A 21,269-nucleotide genomic window follows, 5' to 3' on the forward strand; every position below is an offset into this window, starting at 1 on the left:
TCGTGCCCGCGGGCTCACACCCGCTGGCTGCGATGCTTACCCAGTTCGCTCTCGGCGTCGCCCCAACGCAGACTCACGTCGGTCGGCTCGTCGAGTTGCCGGGTCCGCCACCGGTCCTGGGTTTCCTGGACCGCACGGTTGATCCGCTCGATCTCGCTGCGGAACACCTCCGGGCGAGTTTCCTTGCTTGCGTAGTGGAAGTACGTCAACAGGTTGCGCAGCAGCTCCAGCTTCTGCTTCTCCCGCTTGGCCAGGTCGTGCGTCGTCATCAGCTCGATGCGCTGCACGGGTGGCAGCGCATCCCAGTCCAGCACCACCTTGGTTTCCAGCGGACGGCGGTCGCGCTGCCAGAATTTCCACCCGCGGGGCCGCTCGGGGCGGTCGTAGTAGGTCACGGTGCCCTCGAAGCGAGATTCGACGCCATGCCCGATCTCCGCCCGGTCGAGTGCGGAGTCCCACACCATCCGCCACTCCTGCCCGGGTGCCAACGTCGGCAACTGCCGCGGCAGCTGCAATTCGACGACGTCGGCGTAGCCGTCCGAGGCGTTCTCGTACTCGGCGACGGTCGGCGGATTGGGAAAGTTGAACCGGATGTCGTAGGCCGCGGTCCGCCCGAAGTTGCGCACCACCAACTCGATGACGTGCCAGTCCGCGACGTGCGGCTCCATCAACATGGCGACGTGCGGTCGCGTCTTCTCCGCGGCCAGTGTCCGGTTTCGCTGCAGCTGGCGGTGAGTGAAGATCAGCGCGACGACGCCGAGGGCGAGCGCCCCCCACGCCGCCCACGCCAACCAGGTGCTGGACTCGACGTTGTCGATGCCCTGCCAGCTCTCCCGCCAGCTTCCTTGGACCCACCCCATGGAATTAACCCTCCGCTTGATCCTCGGATCTGGAACTCAGCTGAACTGATCGTAAAGGGGCTTGCTGTGTATTGCTGACGGGGCTATCGGCCGTGCGCAGTAAAGCCATCTGTGTTCGCCGAGCCGTCAGCCGCCCATCATCATTCGCCACTGGTCGAGATTGGCGGGCCGGTACACGTAGTTGGACCGTTTGACCTCCGACAGCGAGGCGCTCGGGTCGGCCGAGTACCAGTGCCCGGGAAACACCATCGGGTCACCCGGTAGCGCAGCGAGTTGCTGCAGACTGCGATACATCTCGTCGGAATCGCCGCCCGGGAAATCGGTGCGTCCGCAGCCGTCCAGGAACAGCGTGTCGCCGGCGACCAGCCGCCCGTCCAGCAGGAAGCACTGGCTGCCCGGAGTATGACCCGGCGTGTGCAGCAGCTCGATCTCGATGTCGCCGACGCTGATTCTGTCCCGGTGCTCATGGGTGGTGAGGTCGCTCATCGGAATTCCGGTGATACGGGACACCCACCGGGCCTCGTGGGTGTTCACATGCACCGGTGCGCTCACCCGCTCCAGCAGCTCGGCCAGGCCCTTGAGCTCGAAACCCATCATCGATCCGCCGACGTGATCAGGATGATGGTGCGTGACGAGCACTCCGGACAGGCGCATGCCGTCGGACTCGAGCGCGTCGACGAGATCCCCGGCGGCATAGGCCGGATCGACCACCACGCAGTCACCGGTGTCGCGGTCGCCGATCAGGTAGGCGAAGTTGCGCATCTGCGCCGCGATCGGGTCGTTGGCCGCGAAGTCGCGGCCGGAAAGCAACTGTCGGAAATACAACCGGTCCGAATCTGACACGACCACCAGACTATGGGGTCGTCCGAAAATGCCACAGATTCGGCCTTCTTGGCGGTGCCTACCTGGGCTTAAGCCGCTAATATCAGTCCATGTTGAAGAGGGTCGAAATCTTGCTAGACGTCGACCTGGTCGAAGAGATCATTCGCCGCTACCACGTCGCCGACGCGCGCGAGGCGGTCAACCTGGCCATGCGGGCGTTAGTGGATGTGGCGGATAACGCCGACCCCGAGTCCGGGGAGTACGACGAGTTCAGTGATCTCAGCGCCTGGACTCTGCACCGCAACAGCGACCCTGGGTGAGCACCCGGCCGTAGCCGGGCGCACGTGGTTTGGAGACGCTGTGTGCCAGGCTGTACCCTCTTTTTGGCCCGCGGCAGGTCTCGTCGCCACGGGTGAACGGCCCCCTTAGCTCAGTCGGTAGAGCGTTTCCATGGTAAGGAAAAGGTCAACGGTTCGATTCCGTTAGGGGGCTCGGCGGACGCCGAGCAGGTGCGCGGCCCCAGAGGCGGTGTAGCTCAGTTGGTTAGAGCGAACGACTCATAATCGTTAGGTCGCCGGTTCGAGTCCGGCCATCGCTACAAGACACCACCAGCACGACAATTCAATATTGAGACTTCGAGAGATTTGAGAGAGAACCGTCATGGCTTCCAGTACCGACGTGCGGCCGAAGATCACCTTGGCGTGCGAGGTGTGCAAGCACCGCAATTACATCACCAAGAAGAACCGCCGCAACGACCCGGACCGGCTCGAGCTGAAAAAGTTCTGCCCGAACTGCGGCAAGCACCAGGGGCACCGCGAAACGCGCTAAAAGCGCGCACACCCAATTACAGAGAGTCGACTAGGTAGGTTCGAGAACTGTGGCCCTGTCCGAAAAGATCGTCGGGATGCATTACCGGTACCCCGACCATTACGTGGTGGAACGGGAAAAGATCCGCGAATACGCGATTGCCGTCCAGAATGACGATCCGGCTTTTTTCGGGGAAGACGCGGCAGCCGAACTTGGCTACGCCGGCCTGGCGGCGCCGTTGTGTTTCATCTCCGTTTTCGGCTATAAAGCACAGTCGGCCTTTTTCAGGGACGCCAACATCGCGGTCACCGATCAGCAGATCGTCCAGGTCGACCAGGTGCTGAAGTTTTACAAGCCGATCGTCGCGGGTGAAAAGCTGTTTTGCGACGTGCACGTGGATGCGGTGCGTGAGGCGCACGGCACCCAGATCATCGTGACCAAGAACATCATCACCAACGATGCCGGTGAGATTGTCCAGGAGACCTACACGACCTTGGCGGGCCGTGCCGGTGAAGACGGGGAAGTAGGATTTGCCGATGCCTCTGCGTGAGTTCAGTTCGGTGCAGGTGGGTGACCAGCTCCCGGAGCGGACCTACCCGTTGACCCGTCAGGATCTCGTCAACTACGCCGGCGTTTCGGGTGACCTGAACCCGATCCACTGGGACGACGAGATCGCCAAGATGGTCGGGCTGGACACCGCGATCGCCCACGGCATGCTGACGATGGGCATCGGCGGCGGCTATGTCACGTCGTGGGTGGGCGATCCGGGTGCCGTCACCGAGTACAACGTGCGGTTCACCGCGGTGGTCCCGGTGCCCAATGACGGCAAGGGTGCCGAGCTGGTGTTCAGCGGCCGGGTGAAGTCCGTGGACCCGGAGACCAAGTCAGTGACCGTCGCGCTGACCGCCACCACCGGCGGAAAGAAGATCTTCGGCCGGGCTGTCGCCTCGGCGAAGCTGGCTTAGCGGATGGCCCTCAAAACCGATATCCGCGGGATGACATGGGTCTATCCCGATTACTTCGAGGTGGGCCGGGAACAGGTTCGCGCGTTCGCGCGATCGGTGAAGTCCAGCGACGGGGCCAACTTCGACGAGAAGGCCGCCGCCGAACTCGGCTACCCCACCGTCATCGCGCCCCTGACCTTCGTGTCGATTCTGGCAAAACTCATTCAGGACGATTTCTTCCGCAACGTCGACGTCGGCTTTGAAACCATGCAGATCGTCCAGGTGGACCAGAAGTTCGTCTACCACGCGCCGATCCATGTCGGCGACAAGCTGTACGGCAGCATGCGCGTCGAATCCGTGAACGAGCGTTTCGGCGCCGACATCGTTATGACGAAGAACTTCTGTCACAACCAGGATGGCGTGCTGGTCTTGGAGGCCTATACGACCCTGATGGGCCACGAAGGGGACAACTCCATCCAGCTCAAGTGGGACAAGGAAACCGGGCAGGTCGTCAGAACCGGCTAATTAGTATCTGACTCCCGCTCACATGTACACTCGGACCTCGGGGTTTTCCCATCACAAGCGCGCTGTCCGTCGGTTCGCGATCACCGAACGGGGGGCGCGCGCGTCATGTAAGCCCCGGAAATAGGGGCGTAGCTCAACTGGCAGAGCAGCGGTCTCCAAAACCGCAGGTTGCAGGTTCAAGTCCTGTCGCCCCTGCTGAATGGTCGGGCCGTGCAATGGTGGACACTGGGAAAGGTGGCCACGTTGAGCGGTACGGCCCGCGAAACAGCTAGCGAACGAAGGAGCACGCGGTGAGCGACGAGGGCGACGTTGCCGACGACGCCGCAGGCGACGGCGGTGCCGTGGTGACCAAGGCGGCGGCGCGGCCACAGCGTCCCACGGGAAAGCGGTCCCGGGTGCGCCCGGTGGAGGCCGAGGACAGCGACGACGAATCGACCGACGTCGAGGTCGCCACGAAGGATTCTGCCAAGAAGGACGCATCGAAGTCGTCGAAGACTTCGAAGGCAAAATCCACGCAGAAGGACAAAGCGAAGAAGCCGAAGAAAGCCGGTTCGTCCAGCTCGGTCAACCCGTTCGTGTTCGTCTACAACTACCTCAAGCAGGTCGTAGCCGAGATGCGGAAGGTGATCTGGCCCAACCGCAAACAGATGCTCACCTACACGTCGGTGGTGCTGGTCTTCCTGGCCTTCATGGTGGCGCTGGTAGGCAGCGCCGACCTGGGTCTGAGCAAGCTCGTGCTGTTGGTGTTCGGCTGAGACTTGAGAGCGATAGAGAGGACTGAGAACCGTGACGACGTTCGACGGTGACACGTCCGCGGGTGAGGCGGTCGATGTGGAAGAGGGGAGCACCCCGGCGGGTGCGGAGGACACCGCGGCTCCGGCCGAAGATGTCGACCCCGCCGCCGCCCTCAAGGCGGAACTGCGCAGCAAGCCGGGCGACTGGTACGTCATCCACTCATACGCGGGATACGAGAACAAGGTGAAAGCCAACCTCGAGACCCGGGTGCAGAACCTCGACGTCGGCGATTACATCTTCCAGGTGGAAGTGCCCACCGAAGAGGTGACCGAAATCAAGAACGGCCAGCGCAAGCTGGTCAACCGCAAGGTGCTGCCGGGCTACATCCTGGTGCGGATGGATTTGACCGACGACTCGTGGGCTGCGGTGCGCAACACCCCGGGAGTGACCGGATTCGTGGGTGCGACCTCGCGTCCGTCGGCCCTGTCGCTCGACGATGTGGTGAAGTTCCTGCTGCCGCCGGGCGCGGCGAAGAAGGCCGCCAAGGGTGCGGCCAGCACCGCCGCCGCGGCCGAAACAAGCGGCCTGGAACGTCCCGTTCTCGAGGTCGACTACGAGGTCGGCGAATCGGTGACCGTCATGGACGGGCCGTTCGCCACGTTGCCGGCCACGATCAACGAGGTGAACGCCGAACAGCAGAAGCTCAAGGTGCTGGTCTCGATCTTCGGCCGCGAAACACCGGTGGAGCTGACCTTCAGCCAGGTATCCAAGATCTAGCCCGCAGGGCAGTCGAACTTTGCAAAACCAGGAAGGAATGTAGGACACACTCATGGCCCCGAAAAAGAAGAAAGTCACCGGGCTGATCAAGCTGCAGATCGTGGCGGGGCAGGCCAACCCGGCACCGCCGGTCGGGCCCGCACTCGGCCAGCACGGCGTCAACATCATGGAATTCTGCAAGGCCTACAACGCTGCCACCGAAAGCCAGCGCGGGCAGGTCATCCCGGTGGAGATCACCGTTTACGAGGACCGCAGCTTCACCTTCGCGCTGAAGACGCCGCCGGCCGCCAAGCTGCTGCTCAAAGCCGCCGGCGTGGGCAAGGGCTCGGCCGAACCGCACAAGACCAAGGTCGCCAAGGTGACCTGGGACCAGGTTCGCGAGATCGCCGAGACGAAGAAGACGGACCTCAACGCCAACGACATCGACGCCGCGGCCAAGATCATCGCCGGCACCGCCCGGTCGATGGGCATTACGGTCGAATAGTCCGACAAACCGAGAACGCGTGGGAGGGCCAGCTTCGGCCCGCAGGTAACCACGACCCAACACCAGATTGGACAGCACATGAGCAAGACCAGTAAGGCCTACCGCGCCGCCGCCGAGAAGGTGGACCGCAGCAACCTCTACACCCCGCTGCAGGCCGCACGGCTCGCCAAGGAGACGTCGTCCATCAAGCAGGACGCGACCGTCGAGGTGGCGATCCGGCTCGGAGTCGACCCGCGCAAGGCCGACCAGATGGTCCGCGGCACGGTCAACCTGCCGCACGGCACCGGCAAGACCGCTCGGGTCGCCGTCTTCGCCGTCGGCGAGAAGGCCGATGCCGCCATCGCCGCGGGAGCCGACGTGGTCGGCAGCGACGACCTGATCGAGAAGATTCAGGGTGGATTCCTTGACTTCGACGCCGCCATCGCCACGCCCGACCAGATGGCCAAGGTCGGCCGGATCGCGCGGGTGCTCGGTCCGCGCGGCCTGATGCCCAACCCCAAGACCGGCACGGTGACCCCCGATGTGGCCAAGGCGGTCGCCGACATCAAGGGCGGCAAGATCAACTTCCGGGTCGACAAGCAGGCCAACCTGCACTTCGTCATCGGTAAGGCATCGTTCGACGAGAAGAAGCTCGCCGAGAACTACGGTGCGGCGCTGGACGAGGTGCTGCGGCACAAGCCGTCATCGTCGAAGGGGCGCTACCTGAAGAAGGTGACTGTGTCGACGACGACCGGCCCGGGTATCCCGGTCGACCCGTCGATCACTCGCAACTTCACCGCCGAAGCGGAGTGAGTCGGCGCCTCTGACGTCGCGACTGTGAACCTTGCGACGCTGCGCCCGCGCGTCGCGCGGTAAGATTCACGGTCGGTGTGATTCACGGTCGGTGTTGGGTCGCTGCTACGCGGCGGCCCCGGGCTTGAGGTAAGTCACCAGGCTGACGTCGAGAATCTCGTAATCGAAGTAGTGCTCGCAGCCGCGGAGGTACTTCATGTACCGCTGGTAGACCTCCTCCGAGGTCACCTCGATAGCCTTCTCCCGATTGGACTCCAGCGTGTCGCCCCAGATGCGCAGCGTCTTGATGTAGTGCGGTCGTAGCGAAAGAGGTTCGGGGACGATGAACCCGGCCTTCTCGCCATGTTCGACCATCATCTCAGTGGACGGCAGCCGGCCGCCCGGGAAGATCTCGGTGATGATGAACTTGATGAAGCGCACCGTCTCGAAGGTGATCTTCTTGCCGCGGGCGGCCATGTTGTACGGATGGTAGCTGACGCTGCTTTGCACGGTCATGCGGCCGTCGTCGGGCATGATGTCGAAACACCGTTTGAAGAAGTCATCGTAGTTCTCGTGTCCGAAGTGCTCGAACGCCTCGATGGAGACGATGCGGTCGACCGGTTCGTTGAAGTCCTCCCAACCGTGCAGCAACACCCGGCGTGAGCGGTCGGTGTCGAGCTCGTCCAGCACCTGCTGGGAGCGGGCGTGCTGGTTCTTGGACAGGGTCAGGCCGATGACGTTGACGTCGTACTTCTCGACCGCGCGCCTCATCGTGGTGCCCCAGCCACAGCCGACGTCCAGCAACGTCATCCCCGGCTTGAGATCCAGCTTGTCCAGGTTCAGGTCAACCTTGGCGATCTGGGCTTCCTCGAGCGAGATGTCCCACGGCTCGAAATAGGCGCAACTGTAGGTGCGAGTCGGGTCCTGGAACAACGCGAAGAAGTCATCGGAGACGTCGTAATGCGCCTGGATGTCTTTGAACTGTGTTGGCTTCGTCATGGCACCGGTCGGATTCTCGGCCATTGCTGTGGTGTTCTCCTGAATATGTGGCACTACCTAGTCGCGCGCACTGGTCCTAGATCTTGACGTGAAACACTACCCGATCCGGTGGTACGGGCCTGCTGGCCCAAGTGGCGCCAGACGCCCGTCTCCGGCACCGGACTACTTCTGCAACGTGAAGTGGTGGCAGTCGATGTAACCGATTCGGAAGCACTCGGCGGTGCCGGTCAGGTACTTCATATACCGCTCGTACACCTCTTGGGACTGGATCTCGATGGCCTCTTCCTTATGCGCCGCTAGGGCTTCTGCCCACAGGTCGAGGGTCCTGGCGAAGTGCAGTTGCAGCGACTCGACATGGCTCACGGTGAACCCGGCCCTCGTCGCGTGCTCATCGACCTTCTCGATTGACGGCAGCCGGCCGCCGGGGAAGATCTCGGTCACGATGAATTTGATGAAGCGTGCCATCTCGAACGTAATCGGCATGCCGCGATCGGCGATCTGCCCGCCGGTCAAACCGGTGATCGAGTGCAGCAGCATGACCCCGTCCTCGGGCAGGGCGCCGTAGACGAACTCGAAGAAGTCGTCATAGCGCTGGAAGCCGAAGTGCTCTAACGCCTCGATGGTGATGATCCGGTCCACAGGTTCGTTGAAGTCACCCCAGTCGCTCAGCAGGACACGGTGCGAACGGTTCGTGTCGACCTGGTCGAGAAGTGTCTCGCAGTAAGCGTGCTGGTTTTTTGACAGGGTCAGTCCGATGACGTTGACGTCGTACTTCTCCAGGGCTCGCTTCATCGTCGAACCCCAGCCGCAACCCACATCTAGCAGGGTCATTCCGGGCTCGAGTCCCAGCTTGCCCAGCGCCAGGTCCAGCTTGGCGATCTGGGCTTCCTCCAAAGTCATGATGTCGCGCTCGAAGTAGGCGCAGCTGTAGGTCCGAGTCGGATCCGTGAACAACTCGAAGAACTCGTTGGAGATGTCGTAGTGCGCCTGGACGTCGTCGTTGTTCTCTCGCCTGCTCCGGGCACGCGTCAAGTTATTAGACATAGGTCCTCCCGTGGGACAAGCCCACCCCCCGCAAGGTGATCATCCTGCGCACCCTACACGTGTGGTACGCATCCCTCTCATTTGAACACGTTGATGGAAACGTTTCCGTCGAACTTCACCCACCAACGTCACTATGGTCGCCTGCCCGCTATTTCTCCAGTGTGAACTGGTTGACGTCGATGTAGCCGGTACGGAACGAATTGGCGCAACCGGTCAGGTACTTCATGTAGCGCTCGTAGACCTCTTCGGACTGGATCTCGATGGCTTCCTCGCGCCGCGACCCCAGAGCCGCGGCCCACAGGTCAAGGGTCCGGGCGTAATGCTGTTGCAGCGACTGGCGGCGGGTCAGCCGGAAGCCGAATTTCGCCGAGTGGTCGGTGACCTTCTCGATGGACGGCAACCGGCCGCCGGGGAAGATCTCGGTCATGATGAATTTGGCGAACCGCGCCATCTCGAAGGTCAGCGGCATGCCGCGTTCGGCCATCTGGGGGCCGCTCAAGGCGGTGATGGTGTGCAGCAGCATGACACCGTCGGCCGGCAGCAACTTGTGCGCCAGCGCGAAGAAGTCGTCGTAGCGGTCGTGGCCGAAGTGCTCGAAGGCGCCGATCGACACAATGCGGTCGACGGGTTCGTCGAACTGCTCCCAGCCTTCCAGCAGCACGCGCCTGGTGCGCTGGGTGTCCATCTCGTCGAACTTCTGCTGCACGTGTGCGGCCTGGTTCTTGGACAGGGTCAGGCCGATGACGTTGACGTCGTACTTCTGGATTGCGCGGCGCATCGTCGCACCCCAGCCGCAGCCGACGTCCAGCAACGTCATGCCGGGCTGCAGGCCGAGCTTGCCCAGAGCCAGGTCGATCTTGGCGAGCTGGGCCTCTTCCAGGGTCATGTCGTCACGTTCGAAATAGGCGCAGCTGTAGGTCTGGGTCGGGTCCAGAAACAGCCGGAAGAAGTCGTCGGACAAGTCGTAATGTGCCTGCACATCGTCAAAGTGCGGCGTCAGCTTCTGAGCCATCTGTATTGCCTTTCCGAACCCCGCAGGGCTCACGGTCGCATGCGTCGTCGCATCCCCGTGCATGCCCCGGGCATGTTAGCCGAACCAGGGCGCCATTACTAAACCGCGACAGCGTCTGAGCTGTTCAGCGGCACTTTTTCTTATTTGGTCAGCGTGTATTGCGCGACGTTGGACAGGCCCTTTCGGAAAAGGTTCGCGCACCCCGTCAGATACCGCATGAAACGGTCGTAAACGACCTCCGACTGGATGGCGATGGCCTGCTCGCGGTTGGCTTCCAGATTCGCCGCCCACATGTCCAGCGTCCGCGCGTAATGCGGCTGCAGATATTGGATCTCACCGACCGAGAAACCGCTGTTCTTCGCGTTGTCGATGATGTCGACCTCACCGCACATGCCGCCGCCGGGGAAGATCTCGGTCGCCAGGAATCGGAAAAAACGCAGGTCGCTCATGGTCACGGTGATGCCGTGGTCCCGCCAGTACGTCTGCTCGTGGGTGAAGATGCTGTGCAACAGCATGCTGCCGTCGTCGGGCAGGATCTCGTAGGCGCGGTCGAAGAACGCGGGCCAGCGCTCTTTCTTGAACGCGTCGAAAGCCTCGAAGCTGACGATCCGATCGACCTTGTCGTGGAACTCTTCCCAACCCTGCAGCCGCGCCTCGGTGTGCCGCGCGGTGGGAAGCGCGGCCAGCCTCGCTTTGCTGCGCAGGTAGTGATTACGGCTCAGCGTGATGCCGATGACGTTGACGTCGTACTTCTGCACCGCGCGCACCACGGCGCCACCCCAGCCACAACCGACGTCGAGCAACGTCATGCCCGGTTCGAGGTTCAGCTTGTCCAGCGCCAGATCCAGTTTCGCGATCTGGGCCTCTTCGAGCGTCATGTCGTCGCGCTCGAAATAGGCGCACGTGTACACCATGTTGGGGTCCAGGAACAGCGCGAAGAAGTCGTCGGAAATGTCGTACGTCGCTTGCGACTCTTCGTAATAGGGTCTCAGTTCGGCCATATCGGACCACCTCCAGCGCACACCGTAGCGTCTTTTCTTATTCTTGCGTGACACCCATCGGGCATCCCGAAACCGTCGGCCATGGCTTAACCGGCGGCAGCGAAGTTGCTAGTCAGCTCGCCAATGACGCGACTCCACAACTGCTTGGGCAGATCATGGCCCATGCCGTCGACCAATACCAATCGGGCGCCGTTGATTGCCCTGGCGACCGCTCGGCCGCCGAAGGGGCGCATAAGCTTATCTGCCCGGCCGTGGATAACGACAGTCGGGGCGGTAATGCGCCGGTCGTAGTGCAGCAGGCTGCCGCTGCCCATGATGGCGCTGAATTGTTGTGCGATCCCCCACGGGTGATAGCTGCGGTCGTAGGCTTCGGCGGCCTCGGCCCGCAGCTGTTCCTCGGGAGTCGGGTAGTGCGGGCTGCCGATAATCTTGCTGACCCGCACCGAGTTGTCGACGATCACCTCACGCGGTGCGCTCGCCGGCGGGCCCTTGATCAGGGAGAGCAGGGCGCGTGGCGCCGGTGGCGGCAGGAACCGGTGATTGTTGCTGGAGAAGATCACCGCCAGCGTCTGGGTGCGTTCCGCGTACTGTGCGGCGAAGACCTGCGCGATCATGCCGCCCATTGATGCTCCGACGATGTGCGCCCCCCCGATTTCCAGGTGATCGAGCAGGGCGGCGGCGTCGTCGGCCATGTCTTCCAATTTGTAGGCTGCGCGGCTGGGCAGGCCGAGTAAGGAGCGCGCCATCCGGGTAGCCAGGGGCTGCGGGTCGGGGTGGCGCTCGGTCTTGGTGGACAGCCCGACATCACGGTTGTCGTAGCGGATGACCCGAAATCCCCGGCGGACGAGTTGTTCGCAGAACTCGGTACGCCACAGCAGCATCTGGGCGCCCAGGCCCATGATGAGCAGCACGGGCGGATGGCCGGGGTCACCCATGTCCTCGTAGTACAGCTTCAGATCACCCGCTACCGCGGTGCCACTGCGAATTTCCACGTGACTACACCTCGTTGGCTTGGTGCTCGCGGCTGACCTCGACCATGAAGTTGGCGAAGTAACCGGTGAGTTGCGGGTCGGACATCATCTGCCACTTGGGCGCCAGCAGCTTCATGTACCGCTCGACGTAGAGGAACTGCTTGCCGATCAGCACGAGCTCGCGCGGCAGCTTGACGTCGTAGGCGTCGGCGAGCGCCGACAGCTGGCGGCCGATGTCGGCGTAGGACATATCGCCGAGCGACTGCATGGTCAGCGGGGTGGCGAACTTCTCCAAGTCCTTGGCGGCTTCCGCTTCGGGCTTCATGGTCCCGACGGCGCCCATCAGCACCACGATCTTGCCGGCGGCGGCGTGGTCCTTCTTGACCAGCAGGGCGTAGACCAGTTCGCGCAGCAGCCAGCGGGTGCGGGGATCGATGCGGCCCATGATCCCGAAGTCGAAGAACACGATGCGGCCCTGGTCGTCGACGTAGAGGTTGCCCGCATGCAGGTCGCCGTGGAACAGCCCGTGCCGCAGCCCTCCCTCGAACAGGCTGAACAGCAGCGCCTTGACCAGTTCGGTGCCGTCGAACCCGGCTTTGCGGATGGCGGCGACGTTGTCGATGCGGATGCCCTGCACCCGCTCCATCGTGAGGACCCGTTCGCTGGTGAAGTTCCAGTGCACTTGCGGTACCCGGATGTTCTTGCCCAGCGGGGACGCGTGCAGATGGGAGACCCAGGCGTCCATCGACTGCGCTTCCAGCCGGAAGTCCAGCTCCTCGGCGAGGTTGTCGGAGAAGTCGGCGACCACGTCCTGGGCGGATAACCGGCGGCCCAGCTTCGCCAGTTCGACGGCCTGGGCGAAGCGCTGCAGGATCTGCAGGTCGGCGGCCACCCGGCGACGGATGCCCGGTCGCTGGATCTTGACGACGACGTCCTCGCCGGTCTTCAGGGTCGCGTAGTGCACCTGGGCGATCGACGCCGAGGCAAACGGTTCTTCTTCAAATTTCGCGAACAGGTTCGCCGGCTCGTCGCCGAGGTCCTCGATGAGTAGCTTGTGCACCTCTTGGGTGTCGGCCGGCGGGACCCGGTCCAGCAGGCTGCGGAATTCGCGAGACAGCGACTCACCGAATGCGCCGGGGCTGGACGCGATGATCTGGCCGAATTTCACATAGGTCGGGCCCAGGTCGGCGAAGGTCTGCGGGATCTCCTTGATGACCTTCTGTTGCCAGGAAGAGCGCAACCCCTTGCCCGGGAGTTTGGTGACCACCCGAGCGGCGGTGCGGGTGAGCTGCCAACCGGTGACAGCTACCCGGGCCGCTTCGACCGGTAGTGGCACCCGGTCCAGCTTGGCCACATCTCGGTGTTTAGTGGAACTCATTTCTGCAGTGTGCCAAACCGGGGGAGTCAATTCCCAATTCACGTGAGGGCCCTCACGCGCCGCGAACGCACGACGGTTGTGGTTCCGCGGCCCGGCTCAGCCGGGTTGCCACGCCGTCAGCCACGGCTGCGGTTCCCAGTTCTCCGCTGCGGCGATCAACTCGTACATCGTCGCGCCGTCGAGGCTTTCCCGGATGATGTCGGCGTGCCCGGCATGGCGGGCCAGCTCGTTGATCACGTGCAGGATCACCCATCGGACCGACCAGGCCGCGATGTCCTTGGGGAACCAGGGGGCGTCCTGCGGCACCGGCACCGTGGCGTCGAGGTCGGCGGTTTCCACCAGCCGCAGCGTTTCCGCGTTCTGCGCGGCGAATGCCTCCAGCAACCCGGCCAGGGTCTCGTCGGGCAGCATCACCAGCTCGTTGGCATACTCCGCGGAGCGTTCCTCGAACGACCGCGGGTCCGGCGGCGGGGCCCCGGGCGCGGCGGCCACCCGCGCCATCCACGCGCGTTGCATGCCGGTGGCGTGTTTGATCAGGCCGCCGATCGACAGTGCGCTGGCCGAGGGCGCCGAGCGTGCCTGGTCGTCACTCAGGCCGTAGGACACCGCGTGGTACGCGCTTTGGTGATACGCGAGGTACTCGCGTAGGCCGTGGCGTTCATCGGTGACCGGAGGGGCGAGAGCGGGCATGGTCAGTCCTTTCGGGTGTGCAGGTAAAGGTCACGCAGACAAGCGATTTCGGCGCCGTGATGGATTGCCTCCCGGTTGATGTGCAGGATCAGTTCGCTCAGGGCGTACTCGGCGTAGGGCCCTTCGGCGGGCCCGCACGGCCGAGTGAGGTCCGCGGCCGACAGCGCCCGCACCCCGCTGATCCAGGTTGTGTACTCCTCGTCGAGTTGCCGCAAGGCGGCCGCGGCGTCGGTGGCGTAACGCCAAGTCTGGTAGTCGGCGGGCGGACCGCCGAAGTGGTGGTGGTTGCGCATGGCGAACACTCCGACGATGACGTGAGCCAGCCGCCAGGCAATGGTGGTGAACGGCGTCGGGCTGGGGCTCGGATACACGAAATCCACCGATCCGTCCGGATGCACGGTCCAGCAGTCGGGCACTGGCTGCCAGAAGTATTCGTCGTCGGTCAAGTCGTCGAGGCGGGGTCGCAGTTGCGCGCGCCAGTGCCAGTCGAGTTGATCAGCCAGTTGGGATGTCAGTTCTGCCATGACCAAGAGCCTTCCAGTAATAGCGGACAGAATCGGTCCTAAAAGTGGGGCAGACTTGCTGCATGTCGGGGACGACGAGCCGGGTGTTGCAACTGCTGGGTCTGTTGCAGTCCCGTCGGGTCTGGACCGGCCAGGAGCTGGCCCGGCAGCTCTCGGTGACCGGCCGCAGTATTCGGCGCGACGTCGAACGCCTGCGCGAGCTCGGCTATCCGGTGCAGGCAAGCAAGGGCTCCGGCGGCGGCTACCGGCTCGGAGCAGGCGCGGCGTTGCCTCCGCTGCTGCTCGATCCGGACGAGGCGGTCGCCGTGGCGGTGTGTCTGCGGCTTGCCGCCGGCGGCAGCGTGGCCGGCGTGGGCGAGTCGGCCTTGCGGGCGCTCAGCAAGCTGGACCAGGTGCTGCCGGCCCGGCTGCGCTCCCAGGTCGCGGCGGTGCTCGAGTCGACGGTCACGTTGACGCCGGACGGGGCGGACTCTCCGGTAGATCCCGACGTCCTGATGACGCTGGCCCGCGCCTGCCGGGATCACGAACACGTGCAGGTCGACTACACCGCCCGAGACGGCAATCCGACCCGGCGGCGCGTGGAGCCCTATCAGGTGGTGACCACCGGCCGGCGCTGGTATCTGCTGGCCTACGACCGCGACCGGGCCGGCTGGCGAACGCTGCGACTGGACCGGATGAGTGCGGCGCACGCCGTGGGCAGTACCTTCCTGCCCAGACCGGCCCCCGATGCACGCGACTACCTCCGGCACTCGGTGAGCGCGGCGCCCTACCGGTATGTGGCCCGGGTGCGCTACCGGCTGCCCGCCCCGGTCGTCGCGCGCCACTTCTCGCCGCTTTCGATGACGGTCGAGCCCGATGGAACACAGGCCTGCATCGTGACGGCCGGCGGAGACGACCCCGAGCGGATGGTGCTGCACTTCGCGATGGTGGGGGCGGAGTTCGAGGTGCTGGAACCGTCGGAGGTGCGGTTGGCGGCTGCTGTGGTGGGCAGACGTCTTCAGCGTGCGGGTGAGGCGCCGTAAGGTGCGGTCATGCAACTGGTCTCGGCGGAGTCGACCGAGCTGTTCGCCGGCCCGCCGGACCAGCCGCTGCAGCTGGTGCGCGTCACCGTCGCCGGATGCGCGGAGCCGGTAGCACTGCGTGTCGACGGTGCCGGCCTGCGTGGCGAGGCGGTCGTGGCGGCCGGTGCGCGTGTGGTCGAGGTTGCGGTAGCGGTGGATGGCCCGGCGGTGGGGCAGCGGATTCCCGCGCGGGTGCAGGGGGCCGGGACCGGCCTGGATTTCGAGTTCGTGGTGGCCGAACCCGGATGGACGATGTACATGGTCAGCCACTTCCACTACGACCCGGTCTGGTGGAACACCCAGGGCGCCTACACCAGTCAGTGGCACGAAGACCCGCCCGGGCGCGCCCGCCAGACCAACGGCTTCGAGTTGGTCCACGCGCATCTGGAAATGGCGCGCCGGGAACCTGAGTACAAGTTCGTGCTCGCCGAGGTCGATTACCTCAAGCCGTACTGGGACACCCGCCCCGAGGACCGCGCCGACCTGCGTAGGTTCCTGGCGCAGGGTCGGGTCGAAGTGATGGGCGGCACCTACAACGAGCCCAATACCAACCTCACCAGCCCTGAGACGACGATCCGGAATCTCGTGCACGGCATCGGCTTCCAGCGTTCGGTGCTGGGCGCCGACCCGGCCACCGCTTGGCAGCTCGACGTCTTCGGACACGATCCGCAGTTCCCGGGTATGGCCGCCGATGCCGGGCTCACCTCGAGTTCGTGGGCCCGCGGTCCGCACCACCAGTGGGGCCCGGCCTCGGGCGGTGAGGTCGACCGGATGCAGTTCTGCAGCGAGTTCGAGTGGATCTCCCCCTCGGGCCGCGGCCTGCTCACCCACTACATGCCGGCGCACTATTCGGCCGGCTGGTGGATGGACTCCTCGACCACGCTGACCGAGGCGCAGCAAGCGACCTATGCGCTGTTCGAACAGCTGAAAAAGGTTGCGCTGACCCGCAACGTGCTGCTTCCGGTGGGTACCGACTACACCCCGCCCAACAAGTGGGTCACCGAGATCCACCGCGACTGGGCGTCTCGTTACACCTGGCCGCGATTCGTGTGCGGGCTGCCGCGGGAGTTCTTCGACGCGGTGCGTGCCGAACTCGCCGAGCGGTCAGCGGTGGCATCGCCGCAGACCCGCGACATGAACCCGATCTACACCGGCAAGGACGTGTCCTACATCGACACCAAGCAGGCCAACCGGGCCGCTGAGAACGCGGTGCTCGACGCCGAGCGCTTCGCGGTGTTCGCCGGGGCGCTGACGGGCGCGCCTTACCCGCAGGCCGCCTTTGCCAAGGCGTGGGTGCAGCTGGCCTACGGAGCTCACCACGACGCCATCACCGGCTCGGAATCCGACCAGGTGTACCTCGATCTGCTGACCGGCTGGCGGGACGCGTGGGAGCTGGGCAGCGCCTGCCGCGACAACGCGCTGCAGCTGCTGTCGGGTCTGGTGGCGGATGCCGCCGAGGCGGTGGTGGTGTGGAACCCCGTCACGCAGCCGCGCAGCGATATCGTCACCGCCCGGTTGGACCGGCCGCTGCGCGCGGGGGTGCGGGTGCTGGATTCCGACGGCACCGAGTTGCCCGCGCACGTCGAACACGACGGACAGTCGGTGACGTGGCTGGCCGGGGACGTGCCGTCGCTGGGATGGCGGACTTACCGGCTGGTCGCGGCGGGCCACACTGACGGCTGGCAGCCGGTCACCGGGGCACAGATCGCCAACGAGCACTACCGGCTCGCCGTGGACCCCCAACGGGGCGGAGCGGTGGCGTCACTGATCCGTGCCGGCCGGGAGCTGATCGCCGCGGGCCGGGTCGGCAACGAGCTGGCCGTCTACGAGGAATACGCCTCGCACCCGACCCAGGGCGAGGGCCCCTGGCATCTGCTGCCCAGCGGGCCGGTGGTGGGCAGCTCCGAACAAGCCGCGAGCGTGCAGGCCTACCGCGGTCCGCTCGGTGAGCGCCTGGTGGTGCGCGGCGGCATCGGCGACGTACTGCGCTACACCCAGACGCTCACCCTGTGGCGGGGGGTGGCCCGCGTCGACTGTCGCACCACCATCGACGACTTCGTCGGCGAAGACCGGTTGCTGCGGCTGCGCTGGCCGTGCCCGGTGCCCGGCGCTGTGCCGGTCAGCGAGGTCGGCGATGCCGTCGTCGGGCGCGGTTTCGCGTTGCTGCACCGCGCCGGTGCAGCGGGTGTTCGGTCGGTGGACACCGCAGAACACCTGTGGACGCTGGACAATCCGGCCTACCGCTGGTTCGGGCTGTCCTCAGCGGTCCGGGTCCGCCTCGGCGGCGGAACCCGGGTGATCGCGGTTGCCGAGGTGGTGGCGCCGTCGGAGCCGGCGGCGGGACCGATGGCTCGCGACCTCATGGTCGCGCTGGTTCGCGCCGGGGTAACGGCCACCTGCAGCGGCGCCGGCAAGCCGCGCTACGGCAACCTCGACGTCGACTCCAACCTGCCGGATGCGCGCATCGCGCTGGGTGGTCCGGACCGCAACGCCTTCACCGCGGCGGTGCTGAACCGGGCCGGACCGGCCCATACCGCCGAACTGCAGCGCCAGCTGGCCGACACCGGCCGGGCGCGGGTCTGGGTGCCGGCCGCGAAACCGCTGGCGGCCGAGTGGGTTCCCGGGGCCGACCTGAGTGCCGTGGACGCGCTGCCGGTGCTGATCATCGACGGCAGGGGTGCGCGGAACCTGGGCGCCGCGATCGCGGCACTGGTCGACGACCTCGGTGACGCCGAGATCCTCGTCGACCAGCACGTGCCGTCCCGGGCGGAACCCTTCGAGGACTACACCGTCGCGCTGCTCAACCGCGGCGTGCCCAGCTTCGCCGTCGAAACCGACGGCACCCTGCACACCGCGCTGATGCGGTCGTGCACCGGCTGGCCCTCGGGCACCTGGATCGACGAGCCGCGTCGCACCGCGCCCGATGGTTCGAACTTCCAATTGCAGCACTGGACGCACCATTTCGACTACGCGCTGATCTGCGGCGACGGCGACTGGCGTCGAGCCGGGCTCCCCGGCCACAGCGCCCGGTTCGCCAATCCGCTGCGGGCGGTCACCCCGGACCGGCGACATGGCGCGCTGCCCGCGGCCGGCTCGCTGCTGCGGATCGAGCCCGCGGATTCCGTGCAACTGGGCGCGTTGAAGGCCGCCGGCAACCCGCTGGCCGCCGGCAGCGCGAAACCCGTGGCGCCCGGCGAAGTCGCGCTGCGACTGGTGGAAGCGACCGGCACGGCCGTGCGCGTCGTCGTCGGCTCGGACCTGGGCACGCTGCGCGCGTTCGCGCAGGCCGACCTGCTGGAGAAGCCGGAACGCCGCAGACGCGTCATCGATCTCGACGGCTACCAGGTGGCTACCGTGCTGGCACGCCTCGATATCCCCCGCCTCCGCGTCGGCCCGGGGGAGTTGACCCCGCACGCCGAGCCGGCTCAACCCCTTTACGCCCGGTACTGGCTGCACAATCGCGGCCCGGCCCCGCTGGGTGGGCTGCCGGTGGTTGCGCACCTGCACCCGCAGCAGGTGAGTGCGGATGCGGGCGAGGTGAGGTTGCGCCTGACGGTGGCCAGCGACTGCACCGATGTCAGGCTGGGCGGCACGGTGCAGGTGCTGGGTCCGGACGGCTGGTCGGTGGCCCCGGCGGAACTGCCCTTCACGCTGGGCGCCGGGGAGCACCTGGAGACCGACGTCGTGCTTGGGATACCGGCACCGGCGCCGGCCGGGCGATACCCGGTCCGGGCTCAGCTGCGGGTCACCGACCCGGACGTGCCGGCCGCGTGGCGTCAGGTGGTCGAGGATGTCGCGTTCGTGGACGTCGGTTCGCACGCCGGTGACTTCGTCTACCTCGTCGAGGGTCCCGCCGACATCGAGCTGACCGCGGGGTCAGCGCGGCGGCTGTCGGTCACCATCGGCAGCCGTGCCTGCGCCGACTTGGCGGTCGAGGCGCACCTGATCAGCCCGTGGGGAACCTGGGAGTGGATCGGTCCGGCCGTGCGCGGTGCCGAGCTGCCCGCTCATTGCAGTGTCGAACTCGCCTTCGACGTAAGCCCGCCGGCCTGGCTGGAGCCGGGCCAGTGGTGGGCGCTGGTCCGGGTTGGCTGTGCGGGGCGGCTGATCTATTCGCCCGCGGTGAAAGTGACGGTGAGATGACTTTCCTTTATGTAGCCACGGTGGCCGGCGTAACGGTCGCCGTGACCGACATCGACGCCCGCGAGCAGCGGCTGCGTGACGGTCCCGGCGCCCACGCGCTGCCTGCGCGCGGCACCGGCGAGGGCCGGCAACTGCGGCGCTGGCTCACCCAACTGCTCGTCACCGAGCGCGTGATCGCCGCTGAGGCGGCCGCCCGCGGCCTCGACGGCGCCGGCGCACCAACCGCCGAAGACGTGCTGCCCGACGTGACCGCTCGGCTGGAGATCGGCAGCATCGCGGCGGCCGCGCTGGCCGACCCACGGGCGCGGGCCCTGTTCGCCGCCGTCACCGCCGGTATCGAGGTCAGCGCCGACGAGGTGGCCGACTACCACGCCCGCAACCCGCTACGGTTCGCCCGGGCCCGGGTGGGAAGCGACGGCTGGCGCGCTCCCGTGCCCGCCGACCCGCCACTCGAGCAGGTGCGATCGGCGATCGCTGAGCATCTGCTGGGTGCCGCCCGCCGGCGGTCTTTTCGGCTCTGGCTCGATGCCCGCCGGGCGGCGCTGGTTGAACTGGCGCCCGGCTACGAACATCCTGGCGACCCGCGCCAGCCCGACAACACCCACCGCCACTGATGCTCACCCTTTGTCTGGACATCGGCGGCACCAAGATCGCCGCCGGGCTGGCCGACCCCGCCGCACTCGCCGATCCCGCCCGCACGCTGGTGTACAACGCCACCTGCCCCACCCCGTCCGGGGTTGGGGCGCAACAGGTTTGGGATGCGGTCGCGAGCATGATCGACGGCGCGCTGCGCGCGGCCGGCGGACCCGTAGCGGCGGTGGGCATCGCTTCGGCCGGGCCCGTCGACCTGGCCACCGGCACCGTCAGCCCGGTGAACATCAAGGCCTGGCGTGGGTTCCCGCTGCGCGACCGGGTGGTGGCGGCGGTGCCCGGAGTGCCGGTGCGGCTGGGCGGTGACGGCGTCTGCATGGCGCTCGGCGAGCACTGGATCGGCGCCGGCCGCGGCGCGGGCTTCCTGCTTGGCATGGTGGTGTCCACCGGAGTCGGCGGCGGTCTGGTGCTCGACGGTGTGCCGTACACGGGCCGCACCGGCAACGCCGGCCATGTCGGCCACGTGGTCGTCGAACCGGACGGGCTGCCCTGCGCCTGCGGAGGCCGCGGCTGCGTGGAGACGATCGCGTCGGGTCCATCGATGACGCGTTGGGCGCGGGCCAACGGCTGGTCGGCGCCGCCCGGCGCCGGCGCGCGGGACCTGGCCCAGGCGGCGGCGGCCGGCGACGGGGTGGCCTTGCAGGCGTTCGCGCGGGGCACCCGCGCGCTGGCCGCGATGATCTCCTCGGTCGGCGCCGTGTGCGACCTTGATCTGGTGGTCATCGGCGGGGGCGTGGCCAAGGCCGGCGGGCTGCTCTTCGATCCGCTGCGGTCGGCGCTGGCCGACTACCGGGGCCTGAATTTCCTGTCCGGCCTGCAGGTGTCGCCGGCCGCCCTCGGTGGCGACGCCGGCCTGATCGGCGCGGCCCGCCTCGCCGGACTGTAGGCGCCGGCCGCGTTTTGGCTGATCGCGCCGGCCACGCTATTGTGGTCCCCGATCCACCGAAGACCGTCGGTCACCGAGCAATCGGTTGAAGGTCCGGGTATTCCCGGCGGCCCACGCAGGAGGACGAGGCATTCTCGCCGGCGCGCGCGCCGGCGCATTTGACGCCCCGGCCGCATCCTGCGCC

General features: G+C 66.2%; 23 protein-coding genes and 3 tRNA genes. 16 read left to right on the top strand and 10 right to left on the bottom strand.

Annotation, left to right across the window (positions count from 1 at the left end; translation table 11 throughout):
• Positions 1-14: 14 nt before the first annotated feature.
• A complete protein-coding gene (locus AC5Y7D_RS18385) occupies positions 15-860 on the bottom strand; it encodes a DUF8453 domain-containing protein (RefSeq protein WP_499926452.1) in 846 nt (281 codons plus the stop codon).
• A gap of 126 nt (positions 861-986) precedes the next feature.
• Positions 987-1,703, bottom strand: coding sequence for an MBL fold metallo-hydrolase (locus AC5Y7D_RS18390; protein ID WP_499926453.1), 717 nt, complete (start codon positions 1,701-1,703; stop codon positions 987-989).
• An 89-nt stretch (positions 1,704-1,792) separates the two neighbouring features.
• Here AC5Y7D_RS18390 and AC5Y7D_RS18395 point away from each other — a divergent pair, with 89 nt between their 5' ends.
• From AC5Y7D_RS18395 to rplA, 12 genes are all read left to right on the top strand, one after another.
• Positions 1,793-2,002: a type II toxin-antitoxin system VapB family antitoxin gene (locus AC5Y7D_RS18395; protein ID WP_499926455.1), complete on the top strand. Its 210-nt coding sequence runs from the start codon at positions 1,793-1,795 to the stop codon at positions 2,000-2,002.
• A 99-nt stretch (positions 2,003-2,101) separates the two neighbouring features.
• Positions 2,102-2,174: transfer RNA gene (locus tag AC5Y7D_RS18400), tRNA-Thr, on the top strand.
• Between the two features lie 32 nt (positions 2,175-2,206).
• Positions 2,207-2,280, top strand: a tRNA-Met gene (locus AC5Y7D_RS18405).
• A 62-nt stretch (positions 2,281-2,342) separates the two neighbouring features.
• Positions 2,343-2,510: a 50S ribosomal protein L33 gene (gene rpmG, locus AC5Y7D_RS18410; protein ID WP_036352522.1), complete on the top strand. Its 168-nt coding sequence runs from the start codon at positions 2,343-2,345 to the stop codon at positions 2,508-2,510.
• A gap of 49 nt (positions 2,511-2,559) precedes the next feature.
• Entirely contained in the window at positions 2,560-3,039 is a 480-nt protein-coding gene (gene hadA, locus AC5Y7D_RS18415; protein WP_499926457.1) for a (3R)-hydroxyacyl-ACP dehydratase subunit HadA, read from the top strand.
• The gene (gene hadB, locus AC5Y7D_RS18420; protein WP_499926458.1) at positions 3,026-3,454 is read left to right on the top strand and encodes a (3R)-hydroxyacyl-ACP dehydratase subunit HadB; all 429 of its coding nucleotides are present in this window, start codon (positions 3,026-3,028) and stop codon (positions 3,452-3,454) included. Before hadA ends, hadB begins: the two co-directional genes overlap by 14 nt.
• Before the next feature lie 3 nt (positions 3,455-3,457).
• Positions 3,458-3,958, top strand: a complete 501-nt coding sequence (gene hadC, locus AC5Y7D_RS18425) for a (3R)-hydroxyacyl-ACP dehydratase subunit HadC (protein WP_499926460.1) — start codon at positions 3,458-3,460, stop codon at positions 3,956-3,958.
• 122 nt (positions 3,959-4,080) lie between these two features.
• A tRNA-Trp gene (locus AC5Y7D_RS18430) sits at positions 4,081-4,153 on the top strand.
• A 95-nt stretch (positions 4,154-4,248) separates the two neighbouring features.
• Positions 4,249-4,713 (top strand): preprotein translocase subunit SecE, encoded by a 465-nt coding sequence (gene secE, locus AC5Y7D_RS18435; protein ID WP_499926462.1) that lies wholly within the window; start codon positions 4,249-4,251, stop codon positions 4,711-4,713.
• A 31-nt stretch (positions 4,714-4,744) separates the two neighbouring features.
• Positions 4,745-5,470 (top strand): transcription termination/antitermination protein NusG, encoded by a 726-nt coding sequence (nusG, locus tag AC5Y7D_RS18440; protein WP_499926464.1) that lies wholly within the window; start codon positions 4,745-4,747, stop codon positions 5,468-5,470.
• Between the two features lie 52 nt (positions 5,471-5,522).
• Positions 5,523-5,954, top strand: coding sequence for a 50S ribosomal protein L11 (gene rplK, locus AC5Y7D_RS18445; RefSeq protein WP_459361342.1), 432 nt, complete (start codon positions 5,523-5,525; stop codon positions 5,952-5,954).
• A 78-nt stretch (positions 5,955-6,032) separates the two neighbouring features.
• Positions 6,033-6,746, top strand: coding sequence for a 50S ribosomal protein L1 (gene rplA, locus AC5Y7D_RS18450; RefSeq protein ID WP_499926466.1), 714 nt, complete (start codon positions 6,033-6,035; stop codon positions 6,744-6,746).
• A gap of 105 nt (positions 6,747-6,851) precedes the next feature.
• On the opposite strand, the gene mmaA4 is transcribed toward rplA, so the two are convergent.
• From mmaA4 to AC5Y7D_RS18490, 8 genes are all read right to left on the bottom strand, one after another.
• A complete protein-coding gene (gene mmaA4 / locus AC5Y7D_RS18455; protein WP_499926468.1) occupies positions 6,852-7,748 on the bottom strand; it encodes a hydroxymycolate synthase MmaA4 in 897 nt (298 codons plus the stop codon).
• Positions 7,749-7,886: 138 nt separating this feature from the next.
• The gene (locus AC5Y7D_RS18460) at positions 7,887-8,768 is read right to left on the bottom strand and encodes a cyclopropane mycolic acid synthase family methyltransferase (RefSeq protein WP_499926470.1); all 882 of its coding nucleotides are present in this window, start codon (positions 8,766-8,768) and stop codon (positions 7,887-7,889) included.
• 148 nt (positions 8,769-8,916) lie between these two features.
• On the bottom strand, positions 8,917-9,780 hold the full coding sequence (mmaA2, locus tag AC5Y7D_RS18465; protein WP_499926472.1) for a cyclopropane mycolic acid synthase MmaA2: 864 nt from the start codon (positions 9,778-9,780) through the stop codon (positions 8,917-8,919).
• A gap of 140 nt (positions 9,781-9,920) precedes the next feature.
• Entirely contained in the window at positions 9,921-10,781 is an 861-nt protein-coding gene (locus AC5Y7D_RS18470) for a cyclopropane mycolic acid synthase family methyltransferase (protein WP_499926473.1), read from the bottom strand.
• A gap of 86 nt (positions 10,782-10,867) precedes the next feature.
• Complete coding sequence (locus AC5Y7D_RS18475) at positions 10,868-11,773, bottom strand: alpha/beta fold hydrolase (RefSeq protein WP_499926475.1); 906 nt, start codon at positions 11,771-11,773, stop codon at positions 10,868-10,870.
• Between the two features lie 4 nt (positions 11,774-11,777).
• Complete coding sequence (locus tag AC5Y7D_RS18480) at positions 11,778-13,130, bottom strand: ABC1 kinase family protein (protein ID WP_499926477.1); 1,353 nt, start codon at positions 13,128-13,130, stop codon at positions 11,778-11,780.
• Positions 13,131-13,226: 96 nt separating this feature from the next.
• A complete protein-coding gene (locus AC5Y7D_RS18485) occupies positions 13,227-13,820 on the bottom strand; it encodes a DinB family protein (RefSeq protein ID WP_499926479.1) in 594 nt (197 codons plus the stop codon).
• Positions 13,821-13,822: 2 nt separating this feature from the next.
• A complete protein-coding gene (locus AC5Y7D_RS18490; RefSeq protein ID WP_499926481.1) occupies positions 13,823-14,344 on the bottom strand; it encodes a DinB family protein in 522 nt (173 codons plus the stop codon).
• Between the two features lie 62 nt (positions 14,345-14,406).
• Between AC5Y7D_RS18490 and AC5Y7D_RS18495 the strand changes: the two genes are divergently transcribed.
• From AC5Y7D_RS18495 to AC5Y7D_RS18510, 4 genes are read left to right on the top strand one after another with little or no spacing between them, the layout of a single operon-like run.
• Positions 14,407-15,366: a helix-turn-helix transcriptional regulator gene (locus AC5Y7D_RS18495; RefSeq protein WP_499926483.1), complete on the top strand. Its 960-nt coding sequence runs from the start codon at positions 14,407-14,409 to the stop codon at positions 15,364-15,366.
• A 9-nt stretch (positions 15,367-15,375) separates the two neighbouring features.
• On the top strand, positions 15,376-19,548 hold the full coding sequence (locus tag AC5Y7D_RS18500) for a glycoside hydrolase family 38 N-terminal domain-containing protein (RefSeq protein ID WP_499926484.1): 4,173 nt from the start codon (positions 15,376-15,378) through the stop codon (positions 19,546-19,548).
• Positions 19,545-20,162, top strand: coding sequence for a DUF7158 domain-containing protein (locus tag AC5Y7D_RS18505; RefSeq protein WP_499926486.1), 618 nt, complete (start codon positions 19,545-19,547; stop codon positions 20,160-20,162). Before AC5Y7D_RS18500 ends, AC5Y7D_RS18505 begins: the two co-directional genes overlap by 4 nt.
• Positions 20,162-21,085, top strand: a complete 924-nt coding sequence (locus AC5Y7D_RS18510) for an ROK family protein (RefSeq protein WP_499926488.1) — start codon at positions 20,162-20,164, stop codon at positions 21,083-21,085. Before AC5Y7D_RS18505 ends, AC5Y7D_RS18510 begins: the two co-directional genes overlap by 1 nt.
• Positions 21,086-21,269 lie beyond the last annotated feature (184 nt).

Source organism: Mycobacterium sp. NGS49 (assembly GCF_059812565.1).

Bases quoted from the DNA above. Each gene is read 5' to 3' on its own strand.
- AC5Y7D_RS18385 (WP_499926452.1), bottom strand. From the start codon at position 860: ATGGGGTGGGTCCAAGGAAGCTGGCGGGAGAGCTGGCAGGGCATCGAC.
- AC5Y7D_RS18395 (WP_499926455.1), top strand. From the start codon at position 1,793: ATGTTGAAGAGGGTCGAAATCTTGCTAGACGTCGACCTGGTCGAAGAG.
- rpmG (WP_036352522.1), top strand. From the start codon at position 2,343: ATGGCTTCCAGTACCGACGTGCGGCCGAAGATCACCTTGGCGTGCGAG.
- hadB (WP_499926458.1), top strand. From the start codon at position 3,026: ATGCCTCTGCGTGAGTTCAGTTCGGTGCAGGTGGGTGACCAGCTCCCG.
- hadC (WP_499926460.1), top strand. From the start codon at position 3,458: ATGGCCCTCAAAACCGATATCCGCGGGATGACATGGGTCTATCCCGAT.
- rplK (WP_459361342.1), top strand. From the start codon at position 5,523: ATGGCCCCGAAAAAGAAGAAAGTCACCGGGCTGATCAAGCTGCAGATC.
- rplA (WP_499926466.1), top strand. From the start codon at position 6,033: ATGAGCAAGACCAGTAAGGCCTACCGCGCCGCCGCCGAGAAGGTGGAC.
- mmaA4 (WP_499926468.1), bottom strand. From the start codon at position 7,748: ATGGCCGAGAATCCGACCGGTGCCATGACGAAGCCAACACAGTTCAAA.
- AC5Y7D_RS18460 (WP_499926470.1), bottom strand. From the start codon at position 8,768: ATGTCTAATAACTTGACGCGTGCCCGGAGCAGGCGAGAGAACAACGAC.
- mmaA2 (WP_499926472.1), bottom strand. From the start codon at position 9,780: ATGGCTCAGAAGCTGACGCCGCACTTTGACGATGTGCAGGCACATTAC.
- AC5Y7D_RS18470 (WP_499926473.1), bottom strand. From the start codon at position 10,781: ATGGCCGAACTGAGACCCTATTACGAAGAGTCGCAAGCGACGTACGAC.
- AC5Y7D_RS18480 (WP_499926477.1), bottom strand. From the start codon at position 13,130: ATGAGTTCCACTAAACACCGAGATGTGGCCAAGCTGGACCGGGTGCCA.
- AC5Y7D_RS18485 (WP_499926479.1), bottom strand. From the start codon at position 13,820: ATGCCCGCTCTCGCCCCTCCGGTCACCGATGAACGCCACGGCCTACGC.
- AC5Y7D_RS18490 (WP_499926481.1), bottom strand. From the start codon at position 14,344: ATGGCAGAACTGACATCCCAACTGGCTGATCAACTCGACTGGCACTGG.
- AC5Y7D_RS18495 (WP_499926483.1), top strand. From the start codon at position 14,407: ATGTCGGGGACGACGAGCCGGGTGTTGCAACTGCTGGGTCTGTTGCAG.
- AC5Y7D_RS18500 (WP_499926484.1), top strand. From the start codon at position 15,376: ATGCAACTGGTCTCGGCGGAGTCGACCGAGCTGTTCGCCGGCCCGCCG.
- AC5Y7D_RS18505 (WP_499926486.1), top strand. From the start codon at position 19,545: ATGACTTTCCTTTATGTAGCCACGGTGGCCGGCGTAACGGTCGCCGTG.
- AC5Y7D_RS18510 (WP_499926488.1), top strand. From the start codon at position 20,162: ATGCTCACCCTTTGTCTGGACATCGGCGGCACCAAGATCGCCGCCGGG.